This is a genomic window from Zwartia panacis (genome assembly GCF_030410395.1).
Taxonomy (GTDB): domain Bacteria; phylum Pseudomonadota; class Gammaproteobacteria; order Burkholderiales; family Burkholderiaceae_B; genus Zwartia; species Zwartia panacis.
In genome coordinates, this window is the sequence record NZ_JAUHHF010000004.1 from 205,930 (window position 1) to 217,968 (window position 12,039).

12 protein-coding genes are annotated in these 12,039 nt (G+C 50.5%); 4 read left to right on the plus strand and 8 right to left on the minus strand.

All coding sequences use genetic code 11. The features are described 5' to 3' along the window. Positions 1 to 27 precede the first annotated feature (27 nt). Positions 28 to 477 carry a dUTP diphosphatase gene (gene dut, locus QWY30_RS08015; protein ID WP_290239926.1) on the plus strand — a complete coding sequence of 150 codons (450 nt, stop codon included), beginning with the start codon at positions 28 to 30 and terminating at the stop codon, positions 475 to 477. On the opposite strand, the gene QWY30_RS08020 is transcribed toward dut, so the two are convergent. Genes QWY30_RS08020 through clpS form a run of 5 tightly spaced genes read right to left on the minus strand, consistent with a single transcriptional unit; the run spans position 478 to position 6,700 of the window. Beyond that, the gene (locus tag QWY30_RS08020; protein WP_290239928.1) at positions 478 to 1,107 is read right to left on the minus strand and encodes a PqiC family protein; all 630 of its coding nucleotides are present in this window, start codon (positions 1,105 to 1,107) and stop codon (positions 478 to 480) included. Beyond that, positions 1,104 to 2,777, minus strand: a complete 1,674-nt coding sequence (locus QWY30_RS08025; RefSeq protein WP_290239930.1) for a PqiB family protein — start codon at positions 2,775 to 2,777, stop codon at positions 1,104 to 1,106. Before QWY30_RS08025 ends, QWY30_RS08020 begins: the two co-directional genes overlap by 4 nt. After that, a complete protein-coding gene (locus QWY30_RS08030) occupies positions 2,774 to 4,009 on the minus strand; it encodes a paraquat-inducible protein A (protein WP_290239932.1) in 1,236 nt (411 codons plus the stop codon). Before QWY30_RS08030 ends, QWY30_RS08025 begins: the two co-directional genes overlap by 4 nt. After that, positions 4,009 to 6,324, minus strand: coding sequence for an ATP-dependent Clp protease ATP-binding subunit ClpA (clpA, locus tag QWY30_RS08035; protein ID WP_290239934.1), 2,316 nt, complete (start codon positions 6,322 to 6,324; stop codon positions 4,009 to 4,011). The genes QWY30_RS08030 and clpA overlap by 1 nt, the downstream gene beginning before the upstream one ends. Positions 6,325 to 6,376: 52 nt before the next feature. After that, the gene (gene clpS, locus QWY30_RS08040) at positions 6,377 to 6,700 is read right to left on the minus strand and encodes an ATP-dependent Clp protease adapter ClpS (protein ID WP_290239936.1); all 324 of its coding nucleotides are present in this window, start codon (positions 6,698 to 6,700) and stop codon (positions 6,377 to 6,379) included. A gap of 261 nt (positions 6,701 to 6,961) precedes the next feature. On the opposite strand from clpS, the gene QWY30_RS08045 reads away from it, so the two are divergent. Beyond that, complete coding sequence (locus tag QWY30_RS08045; RefSeq protein ID WP_290194239.1) at positions 6,962 to 7,195, plus strand: cold-shock protein; 234 nt, start codon at positions 6,962 to 6,964, stop codon at positions 7,193 to 7,195. 35 nt (positions 7,196 to 7,230) lie between these two features. Then, the gene (locus QWY30_RS08050; RefSeq protein ID WP_290239938.1) at positions 7,231 to 7,701 is read left to right on the plus strand and encodes a DUF192 domain-containing protein; all 471 of its coding nucleotides are present in this window, start codon (positions 7,231 to 7,233) and stop codon (positions 7,699 to 7,701) included. Positions 7,702 to 7,735: 34 nt separating this feature from the next. Here the strand turns inward: QWY30_RS08050 and pcaF are convergent, their stop codons facing one another. The 3 genes from pcaF to xseA form a co-directional block, all read right to left on the minus strand. Continuing rightward, positions 7,736 to 8,941 carry a 3-oxoadipyl-CoA thiolase gene (gene pcaF, locus QWY30_RS08055; protein WP_290239939.1) on the minus strand — a complete coding sequence of 402 codons (1,206 nt, stop codon included), beginning with the start codon at positions 8,939 to 8,941 and terminating at the stop codon, positions 7,736 to 7,738. Positions 8,942 to 9,050: 109 nt separating this feature from the next. Continuing rightward, on the minus strand, positions 9,051 to 9,629 hold the full coding sequence (gene sodB / locus QWY30_RS08060; RefSeq protein WP_290239940.1) for a superoxide dismutase [Fe]: 579 nt from the start codon (positions 9,627 to 9,629) through the stop codon (positions 9,051 to 9,053). A gap of 114 nt (positions 9,630 to 9,743) precedes the next feature. After that, positions 9,744 to 11,105, minus strand: a complete 1,362-nt coding sequence (gene xseA / locus QWY30_RS08065) for an exodeoxyribonuclease VII large subunit (protein WP_290239941.1) — start codon at positions 11,103 to 11,105, stop codon at positions 9,744 to 9,746. A 337-nt stretch (positions 11,106 to 11,442) separates the two neighbouring features. Here xseA and QWY30_RS08070 point away from each other — a divergent pair, with 337 nt between their 5' ends. After that, positions 11,443 to 12,033 carry a MotA/TolQ/ExbB proton channel family protein gene (locus QWY30_RS08070; protein ID WP_290239942.1) on the plus strand — a complete coding sequence of 197 codons (591 nt, stop codon included), beginning with the start codon at positions 11,443 to 11,445 and terminating at the stop codon, positions 12,031 to 12,033. The last annotated feature ends 6 nt before the right edge of the window (positions 12,034 to 12,039 follow it).

Consider the following 12,039-nt stretch of genomic DNA (forward strand, 5'->3'; position numbering starts at 1 on the left):
TCTCTAATCTAATCATCAAGAGCAAATATGAAATCCGTTGACGTCAAAATTTTAGACCCGCGTATGCGAGAGCAATTGCCCACCTATGCGACGATGGGCTCAGCAGGTTTGGATTTGCGAGCCTGCCTGGATCAGCCCTTGGTTCTCGAACCAGGCATGACACAGCTTGTTCCAACTGGATTAGCGATTCATGTCGCAGATCCTGGTTATGCTGCCGTGATCTTGCCCCGCTCAGGGCTTGGCCATAAGCATGGCATCGTTTTAGGCAACCTGGTCGGGCTGATTGATTCAGATTACCAGGGGCCTCTGATGGTTTCCGCCTGGAATCGCAGCAACTCTGCGTACACCATTGAACCCATGGAACGTCTCGCGCAACTTGTTGTTTTACCTATTGCGCAAATCCAGTTCAATGTCGTCGAAGACTTTGATACGTCGACCCGAGGAACCGGTGGCTTTGGTAGCACAGGTAAAGGTTAACTAAGTTCCACAACGCGAACCTGAGGGAGCGCGTCGAGATATCAACGCCTCAGATAACTGATCGGCAAGTGCTTGAACATTGTCTTGCTGTCCTTTGACTAAAGCCAGCACACCCACTCCCACGGACTGCTGCAACCGTGTGTAGCAAGTCAAAAACGACTGGCTGCCGGGGAAACGCACACTCCAGACCGCATCCAGGGCGACAGACTGACCCGGTACTAAATCAAAACGCTGTATGCCCAATTGAATCTGGGTCACCCCTCTACCCGCGGCCTCGGCGACAAGCTTTTGTATGGGAGGCATTCCCAAGCGTTGTGTCATTGCCTGTGAAATCGCAGTCGAAAGCTGTGATGATAAGGAGCCTGTCCAACGGTCGTCGCTGAGCACCATGAGTCGACCATCTCCTTGCCGGACGACCAAAGAGATATTGTCGGCTTCTGCGGGTACAGCGATGTCAGATAAAGTGTAAGGTCCGACTTTAGCGATTGAGACAACAGAGGTGGCTGAGGAAACTAAATCTGAACGCCCATCAATACGACTCAACGTGTAGTGCTGTGCTGGAGAACCGGCGCAACCAATCAAGCTGAGTACGCCCAACGTTAAAGCCAGAGATTTAAGAGAGTTCATCATTTTCCTGTTGCTCCGAGCGTATCCCTTGAGTATGGCTCAGTTGCACGACCACGGATCACTGAACTGGGATTGGCTTGCAAACTATCAGTCAATGATTTCAAAGACTTAAGACTGCTCTTGAGGTCATTGAGCATCGCTTCTGTACTTGTCGTAAGAGGACTGCCAGGGGCAATTAACACGTTCAGGTTCTTCACTGTCTTTTCAATCTGAGTCAGCGTCGAAGCAAGCTTGGGCGCCACACTCTTATCCAGGCTCTCACTCAACCGCTTGATCTGAATCATCATCTCATCTAAATCCCCTGCAATTTTCTCAAAGGGAATTCTGTCAATTTTTCCGATAATACTAGCGATCTGAGCCTGCATTGCGCCAAGATCATCAGAAGGAACCGTAGGCATCATGAAAGGTAGTGAAACCTGTGGTGTTTCAACAGGCGTCAAGTTTGGAAAATCTGCCAAGGTTATATAAAGCTGCCCGGTCAAAATATTCGCTGTACGCAGCTGCGCTCGCAAGCCTTTGGTAGTGAGCTCACTTAACGAGGCAGCTAGATCCTCAGGTGTTTGGCTGGCGAGCTTGAGTTCAACATACACTGAGCCTAATCTCTCCGGGTAGAGCGTTGCGTCCACTTTCGTAAAAAATCGTCTAGTCACGATATCAAAGTCAAGTGCGACAGAATCCACCACACCAATATCGACACCATGAAACGCAACCGCTGCGCCAACGTTCAAACCTCGCACTGTTTGGTCAAAACGCATCCGAATTGGAACAGCGACACCCTCTGGAACAGCCTCAGCCGCCAGTCGTGAATCAAAGAGTTTGAAGGATTTTTTGGGATCAGTCAGAGTTTGAGGTTTGCCGAAGGACGCGAAGGATATTCCTCCCGCGATCAGAGAAAGCAACGATTCGGTTTGCAAATGCATGCCCTGGGCACCAATAGTGAGGTCAATCCCGCTTTCGTTCCAAAAACGAGTGCTGCCATCGACGAATTTGTCGTAAGGGGCATCCACAAAAATATTCAGATCAACATGGTGTCCCGAATCATTTAACGTAAAACCGGTCACGAGTCCGACCTGTATGCGTCGAAAATAAATGGGCGCGCCAGGACCAAGCGAGCCAAGACTGTTCGATCTCAAGGTGAAATGACTACCAGGACGATCGCTGGTGATTGGCGGAGGTTGCTCCAAGCCAATAAAGTCTTTTTCCTTTGCTCGAGAGGTCGTGGTGGTGTCGAAGTCTGTTTCGATATAAGAACCGGAAAACAGCGTGGTGAGACCGGAAACACCACCAAGACCGATGCGTGGCTTGACCACCCAAAAACGAGAACCTTCTCGTGCAAAGGCTGCACCGTCTTTTGTGAGATCAGCCTCGACAATGACACCATTTTGTGTGCCATTGAGTCGTACGCTTTTAACCAGACCGATGACAACGTCTCGATAGCGAATCTGTGTTTTACCCGTTTCTATTCCAGCAGCGGATTGAAAAGTAATCGTGATTTTGGGACCTTGCTGGGAGTAACCGCGCCACACAATTGAGAGACCCACGACCAGAGCAGCCAGTGGAATAAACCAGACCCACGCGAGGCTTCTTTTGGGGCGACGCGCCACACGAGGTAAGGGCTTGGGGGGAACCTCTCGAACAGGCTCGGAGTGTCCGGGCTCAATAGGTGAACTCAACGCGCTCTCTCTTGACCATGATTAAAACTATCAATGTGTGATGATACGTGACGACGATGACCTGCGCGCCTCCAGGCGAGTCTGGGATCGAAACTCAGAGCCGCGAGCATCGTCAGGATCACGACGGCTCCAAAGGCAATCGCTCCGCTTCCCGGCTGGATACTCAACAACGCTCCAAACTGCCCCAGCGCTGAAAGCAAAATCACCACAAACACATCAAGCATAGACCACTGCCCAATAAATTCAACCACTCGGTAGAGCTGAGTGCGAGACTTTAACCCGCGATCGGATCCAAATTGAGTCAGCGAGACCAACACAGAAAGCGCGACAAGCTTGAAAACCGGCACTAAAACACTAGCAACAAACACAATGATTGCGATATCCCATGAGCCCATTTGAAAAAGTTCGATCACACCACCCACGATTGTGTGCCCGGATGTGCCACCTACGGAAGTGATTTGCATGATGGGCAGCAGGTTAGCCGGAACATACATGATGGTTGCCGCAAGGACCAGCGCCCATACACGACTAATTTGAGAAGGCGAAGGCGGTTTGGGCACTTCGGGGGGGTGCGCGGGTGCGCCTAAATCAAGCGCCATCAGACGTAGCCTATGTTGACTCAGACGCCCCAGACTTGTGATCAAAATTGCTGCGCATGCGGTCGCAAAAAGCCCGATACCCAAGACCAAGGACGCGAGACCAGCCAGCTTAACCGCAGAGACGAGGATACCCACCAAAAAAACGGGCACCATGCACCACGGTTTCAAAACGTCGATAATTTTGATCGTCTGCTCAAAAAAAAGTGGGAGACGCCCAAAAGAAAGTGGGAAAAGTACCCAAAAGAGCAGACTCAGGTGAATGATCGGCAGAATCATCCCTGCCGCAAACGTGACCACGGAAACTTCAGGGTAACCCTCTTGCCAGACCACCGCAATTGCATCAAAAAAAGTTGCGGCCTGACCTTGACCCTGAAGGTACAGTGTCAATACAGGGTACGCGTTGGCAAATCCCAAACAGATAAAAGTGGTCAGAATAATGGCCAACCAAGCGAACGGTGTGAATGTCGCGTAAGACTCCAGCACACTGTTGCAGCGGACGCACTGCGCCCACTGATCAGGAGTGAGTTCAGGGCGGCTGTACACCGCCCCGCACTGATGACACGTGAGCGTGAATGGTTGCGCTCGGTTCAGCGTTGCGGGCTGAGACACCGAAGGGCCTTTCGATGTCGTCATCAGTGAACCAGTTCGGCCTCCTGATCCGAGCCTTTGGAGGCACCACTCGGTTTGTCTTGCTTGATATCGAAGTTCAGGATCACCTTACCTTCAGCATCGACATCGACGAGCACTGAGCCTCCATCCACCAGTTTGCCAAACAGCAGTTCATCCGCAAGCGCTCGGCGCAAAGTGTCCTGAATCAGGCGCTGCATTGGGCGTGCGCCCATGAGAGGATCAAATCCATTTTTACCAAGATGTGCGCGCAACGCGTCCGTGAAAGTCGCATCCACACGCTTATCGTGCAATTGGTCTTCAAGTTGCATCAGGAACTTGTCCACCACTCGCAGAATCACTTCCTGGTTCAAAGGTGCAAAAGGCACGATCGCATCCAGGCGATTCCTGAATTCAGGCGAAAACAGACGTTTGATATCACCCATCTCATCGCCGCTTGCACGGGTATTAGAAAAGCCGATATTGGGTTTGTTCAGCGCCTCTGCGCCAGCGTTGGTGGTCATCACCAAGATGACATTACGAAAATCAGCCTTGCGTCCATTGTTATCGGTCAGTGTGCCATGATCCATGACCTGGAGAAGAATATTGAACACATCAGGATGTGCCTTTTCTATTTCATCCAGCAACAATACACAATGCGGCTGCTTATTAATCGCTTCAGTCAACAGCCCACCTTGGTCGAAGCCAACATAGCCTGGAGGCGCGCCGATCAATCGAGAGACCGTATGACGCTCCATGTACTCGGACATGTCAAAACGTAATAACTCAACACCAAGCGTGAAAGCCAGCTGTCTCGCCACTTCCGTTTTACCCACACCGGTCGGTCCGGAAAAGAGGAAGGCGCCGATGGGTTTTTCAGGACGGCCCAAGCCAGAACGGGCCATCTTGATGGCACCCGCAAGTGCTTCGATGGCGGCATCCTGACCATACACAACTGTCTTCAGGTCACGCTCGAGCGTCGCAAGCTTGCTGCGATCATCACTCGATACCGTCTGGGGTGGAATACGCGCAATCTTTGAAACGATCGCTTCGATATCCGTCTTTCCAATGACTTTCTTTTGCTTGGAACGAGGTAAGAGACGCTGGGCAGCACCCGCCTCATCAATGACATCGATGGCCTTGTCTGGCAAATGTCGGTCATTGATATGACGAGCAGATAGCTCAGCTGCGGCAGTCAAAGCTGCGCCGGAATATTTCACGCCGTGATGTTCCTCGAATCGTCCTTTCAAACCGCGCAAAATCTGAATGGTCTGGGCAACCGATGGCTCAGAAACATCCACTTTTTGAAAGCGTCTGGACAAAGCGGCATCTTTTTCGAACACACCACGAAACTCTGTATACGTGGTCGCACCGATACAACGCAGCTGACCAGAGGACAGAGCCGGCTTGAGAAGATTGGATGCGTCAAGCGTTCCACCCGACGCGGAACCTGCACCAATCAAGGTGTGAATTTCATCGATGAACAGAATCGCTTGAGGATTATTCTTAAGTTGCTTGAGGACGCCCTTTAGGCGTTGCTCAAAATCCCCACGGTATTTGGTACCCGCTAAAAGTGCACCCATATCAAGTGAAAACACCTGAGCATCTTGCAATACCTCTGGTACTTCACCTTGGGTAATCCTGTAGGCCAGTCCTTCGGCGATCGCAGTCTTACCCACTCCGGCTTCACCGACAAGCAATGGATTATTTTTCCGCCGACGACAAAGGGTCTGGATCACGCGCTCGACTTCTTGCTCGCGCCCGATCAATGGATCAATGCGCCCAGCGGTCGCTGCTGCGTTTAAATCCTGCGTGTATAGATCGAGTGGAGACTGCCGACCTTCAGATGCTTGCTCGGCGCCCTCACCTTGTTGCTCTTTTGGCGTGACAGGTGCTTCAGCGGCCTGTTTACTGATGCCATGAGAAAGATAATTAACAACATCAAGGCGTGATATTCCCTGCTGCTGGAGATAGAAAACAGCATGGGATTCTTTTTCACCAAAAATCGCAACGAGTACATTCGCGCCCGTCACAGGTTTTTTAGAAGCGCCCCCCGCCGACACGTGCATGATGGCACGTTGAATCACCCGCTGAAAACCGAGTGTGGGTTGAGTATCGACCTCTGCGCCCGCTGGAATGACAGGTGTATTGTCTGTCACAAATTTTCGCAGGTTATTACGTAACTCGTCCATATTGGCGGAACACGCCCGCAGCACTTCAATGGCCGCGGCATTATCAAGCAGCGACAACAATAAGTGCTCGACGGTGATGAACTCATGCCGAGCTGAACGGGCCTCAACAAAGGCCATATGCAGACTAACTTCAAGCTCTTGGGAAATCACATTTCCTCCGACGTTCTTTCAAGTGTTACACCGTTAAATTGCATTCTATGCCTTATTCATCACTCGCCGGTTCCATCACACACTGCAAGGGGTGCTGACGGGCACGCGCATGCTGAGAAACCTGTGCGATGCGGCTCGCCGCAATATCGTGCGGGTAAACCCCACACACGCCCTTACCTTCGTGGTGAACTTGCAACATGATTCTCATTGCTTCTTCTTGACCTTTACCGAAAAACTTCTGCAGAACATGTACGACAAACTCCATCGGCGTGTAATCATCATTCAGCAGAATGACCCTGTACATAGGCGGCGGCGCGGTTTTGGCACTCTGCTTCTCTACGACAAGTTCCGGGGTTGAGGTGGTACGTGCAGGCATAATAAACAGTCAAAAAATTAAAAAGTCATCGTTTCTTAGCGCAGATTAGTACAAAAAAACACTTAACAAATACATTAGGCACTGACTTGAGAAGACGATACTAGGCAAACCGATACTTGACGAACTTGTTAAATCTGACGAATATCACACCACACTCAAGAGTTTTTTGGGTGTCAAGATGCCGGAAGCAGATTTTTTCAAGCATAAGCTTTTAATCAGTTTTCCGTTTAGTTTATACAACGCACAGAAGAGGCAGTCGGAATGTCAGACTCGACCACAAGTAATGGCCCAAAGGTCACCGGAACAGTTAAATGGTTCAACGATGCAAAAGGCTTTGGATTTGTCACGCCAGATGACGGCGGGGAAGACCTTTTTGCACATTTTTCAGCGATCCAAATGAATGGCTTTAAAACACTCAAAGAAGGCCAAAAGGTTGCCTTTGAAGTCACTCAGGGTCCTAAGGGCAAACAAGCCACCAATATAACTGCTGCGTAAGCGGCCGGGGTGAATAACCCCTTGGATATTACGCAATGTACAGACGGTTCACGCAAGGAAAACAGCGCGACCTCATGGTCGTGCTGTTTGTTTTATTCGTCAGTTTTTTTGTATCGATTCACGATGCTCATGCGCAAGCAAATGCAGCGCTCCCGATCAAAAAACTCTCAGCCGGGATGCACGTCATTCAAGCCGAGGTTGCAGCGACTCCTCAGTCGCGCACAACTGGACTCATGTATCGCCAATCTCTCGCACCTAACCACGGCATGTTGTTTGTTTTTGAACAGCCCAATGTGCAATGCTTTTGGATGCGAAATACACTCATTCCATTATCCATCGCTTTTTTACAGGACGATGGCACCATCGTGAACATCGCCGACATGACACCCCAAAGCGATCAGTCGCATTGCTCGGAAAAACCAGTCAGACTGGCGCTTGAAATGGAACAAGGATGGTTTGCTGCACGTGGCATGACACCAGGAAAAAAAATACTCGGTCTGCAATAGACCGAGTACCTGTCAAACGTGTGACAAATATTGTTCAGACGCGCTCAACAATCATCGCGATACCCTGACCGACACCAATACACATCGTGCATAAACCATAACGGCCACCGGTGACCTCTAACTGGTGAACAGCAGTCATCACTAATCGCGCACCGCTAGCACCCAATGGGTGTCCCAGGGCAATAGCGCCTCCATTTGGGTTGACGCGAGGATCGTTATCCGCCACGCCCAGTAAACGCAACACAGCTAAACCCTGGGCTGCGAAGGCTTCGTTCAACTCGATGACATCAATCTGACCCATCGTTAAACCCGCGAGTGCCAGAACTTTTTGAGAGGCTGGTGCAGGACCGATTCCCATAATGCGAGGCTCAACTCCAGCCGTCGCCATTGCGACGATGCGCGCGCGAGGCTTAAGACCATGTCTGGCTGCGGCTTGTTCGTGCGCAATCAACATTGCAACTGCGCCATCATTGACACCCGAGGCATTACCTGCAGTAACAGTCCCGCCTTCACGCACCACACCTTTGAGCTTGGCCAGCGACTCAAGGCTTGTTTGACGTGGATGCTCGTCTCGATTCACGATCAAGGCATCACCCTTCTTTTGAGCAATGCTCACAGGAACAATCTCGGAATCAAAATAACCGCTTTTTTGCGCGGCTGCGGTTTTCTCCTGACTGGCCATCGCAAACAGGTCCTGATCTGCACGAGAAATGTTGAACTGATCGGCAACATTTTCAGCCGTTTCAGGCATGGAGTCGACACCATACTTTGCTTTCATCAATTTATTGACGAAACGCCAACCAATTGTCGTGTCATAAATCGCGGCGCTTCTGGAAAACGCTGAGTCTGCTTTACCCATCACAAATGGCGCACGAGTCATACTTTCAACGCCCCCCGCGAGCATCAACGAAGCATCACCCGCGCGAATCGCACGCGCCGCTGTGCCAATCGCATCCATACCGGAACCACAAAGACGATTGATCGTACCGCCAGGCACAACATCGGGCAGTCCCGCTAATAAAGTCGCCATGCGCGCCACGTTACGGTTGTCTTCACCTGCCTGATTCGCACAACCCATCAAGGCATCATCTAACTCTTCCCACTTAACACTTGGATTGCGCTCAGCCAATGCACGTACAGGAATTGCGGCGAGATCGTCTGTTCGAACAGAGGCCAATGCGCCAGCGTAGCGACCAAAGGGAGTACGAATTGCATCGCAAATGTAAGCGTTTTTATCCATGATGAATCACTCAATAAATAATGAAAAGTTTCCCGCTAGATCTTAGCGCAAAAAAATCATCAAAAAAAAACCGACCCGAAGGTCGGCTTTGTCAAGACTGGAACATGTTTCAGCCAAGGTTTTTAGCTGCAAAAGACCAGTTGACTAGATTCCAGAAGCTTTCGAGGTATTTAGGACGCGCATTACGATAGTCGATGTAATAGGCATGTTCCCAGACATCACAGGTCAGCAAAGGCTCGTCAGTCGTAGTGAGCGGTGTGGCGGCGTTGCTTGTGTTGACGATATCTAATGAGCCGTCAGCCTTTTTAACCAACCAAGTCCAGCCTGAACCAAAATTGCCTGCTGCAGACTTGTTGAAGGCCTCTTTGAATGCAGCCACGCTACCCCACTTGGCATTGATTGCGTCAGCCAGTTTTCCAGTGGGTTCGCCGCCGCCGTTGGGGGCCATGCTGTTCCAGTAGAAAGTGTGATTCCAGACCTGTGCAGCATTGTTAAAGATACCGCCGGAAGACTTCTTGACGATGTCTTCGAGCGAAGCAGACTCAAACTCTGTGCCAGGGATCAAGTTATTCAAGTTTGTCACGTAGGCTTGATGGTGCTTGCCATAGTGGAACTCGAGTGTTTCTTTGGAGATCGTGGGTGCTAATGCATCCATTGCATAAGGCAAAGCTGGAAGTGTATGGGCCATTGCTGCAAAGTCCTCTTAGATATAGGGATAACAAAATGATGGCCTATTGTATCGGACAGGCATGCGTCCTGGCTACAACCCCTTCTTTGGGAAGGGTTACCGAGGGCATCAAACTTAACTTTCCTCTTTTTGGAGACCTTGAACCTGAACAGATGCAGAACCAGTGGCCAGTTTCAGGTCAAGTACTTCTTCGAGCTTGATGTCCAGATAGGATCTGACAATTTCCCCCTTCTGGTTACGAACGATCGCGTAGCCGCGGCTTAATGTTTGTTCAGGGCTCAATGCCCTCAGTTGCGCCTCCAGAGAAGATAATCTCGCGACACGCATGGCCTGCAACCTTCTTGCGCAAGCCCGCAAAGCAGTGACTGCACGCTGAGTACTCGCCTGCTGTGAGCTGATTTCAGGTAGCTGCGACATCAACCGCGCAGTCACACGCTCAGCCCGCGTGCGGCGTTGCTGATCGTATCGTTGCGTAGCTGCCAGCATTCTGTAAACCAAACTGCTCAAGCGCTCAGCCTGATGAGATAAACGCTGAGCAGGTGAAACCACCCCTGCGGCGACACGATCAACACGTTGTGAAAGTCTGTCGAGCTTGCGATGGATCGCAAGCGTCAACTGACGACTGGCGCGCGTGACACGTTCCATCAGTACATCGCGCGGAGTACAAGCCAGTTCGGCAGCTGCTGTGGGTGTCGGAGCACGAAGATCCGCCACAAAGTCTGCGATCGTAAAATCCGTCTCGTGACCGACGCCAGACACAATAGGAATCAGACTCGCAGAAATATCCCGAGCCAATGCCTCATCGTTAAAACTCCAGAGGTCCTCAATGCTTCCTCCCCCTCTCACAAGCAGGATCGTATCGACCTCCTGACGCTCATTGGCCAACGCCAAAGCCTGTCTGAGCGCAAGTGCAGAACCTGCGCCTTGCACCATGGCAGGATAAATCACAATGGGCACATGGGGAGCCCGGCGCTCTAATGCTGTCAGAACGTCCCTCAGAGCAGCGGCAGATAGCGATGTAATGACGCCAATTGCGCGTGGATACTCAGCAATTGGCCGCTTGATATCCGCGTCGAAAAGCCCTTCAGAGGAAAGTTTGTTTTTCAGCGCTAAAAAAGCCTCAAAAAGTGACCCCAGCCCGGCGCGCCGCATTTGTTCGGCTTGTATTTGATACTCACCACGGGCTTCGTAGAGCGTGACACGCCCTTTGAGCTCGATCGAGTCACCCGACTTCGGTATAAATCCAACAGCGGCCGCCCTGCTCCTAAACATTACGGCGCGAACAGAAGCTCCGTTATCTTTTAGAGTGAAATACCAATGACCTGAAGCGGCGGGGGTGAAATTAGAAACCTCACCGCGAACCCAACTTACATCGAAGCTGTCTTCCAAAAGCCGAGCGACAGCTTGATTCAACTCCGAAACTGTCAGAATGTCCCGCGTTAATGCTGAGTTTTTTTGCTGATCGCCAAGCGCCATAAGGTATTTACACCAATGATTGTCCACAAACGCAATAAATAGAGATTAAGTTATTGTGACAAAAGAATTTATCGAATTATTTATTAAATTTGATTAATAAAATTAAATAACTATATGATTTTATTGATTTAATTAAGAAAAAATAAAAAACTGCTCAAAATTTAAGCATATCCTTCTCAGCGCCCATTTTCCTTCATTTCAGAAGATGCGCACAGAATTATCCACAAGTTCTGTGGATAGCTTTGAGTGAGACGCCAACTTGCCAATCATCACATTGCGCCCGTACGATGCCACCATTGTCGTATGAAATTCAACACCATCAGAAAGAGGTTACTTTTTGCAATCCATCGTCATACAGGCTGGATGGCCCATTTGGCCCCTGATCGCTCTGTCCATCGCGGGACTCGCTATCGTGATCGAACGCGCGCTGAGCCTCAAGACCTCCCGAATCATTCCCAGCGAACTACCTGCACAGGTCATTCAAATGGTGCGCGCCAAGGCGGATCAACCTGAAGCGATCGAAAAACTGCGTACCTCTTCTCCCCTGGGGCAAGTACTTGCCGAGTTGTTGACGCACCGCCACTTATCGCCAACAGAATTGAGACTAGCAGTCGAAGATGCCGGTCGGGATGTTGCCTACGTCCTTCAGAGATACCTCCCCGCTCTTGCAACCGTGGCAAGTATTGCCCCTCTGATGGGCCTGTTTGGAACGGTAGTGGGCATGATTGAAATATTTGCAGCTTACAGGCCAGATGGTTCAGACCCGACCGAGTTGGCCAGGGGTATTTCCATCGCTCTCTACAACACTGGTTTTGGCATTCTGATCGCGATTCCTGCGGTTTTGGCGCATCGTTTATTCAAATCGCGAGTTGAAGCTCTGTTGCTAAAAATGGAACAAGCAACCCGGCACGTGGCTCAAAATATCTAAGCCAGA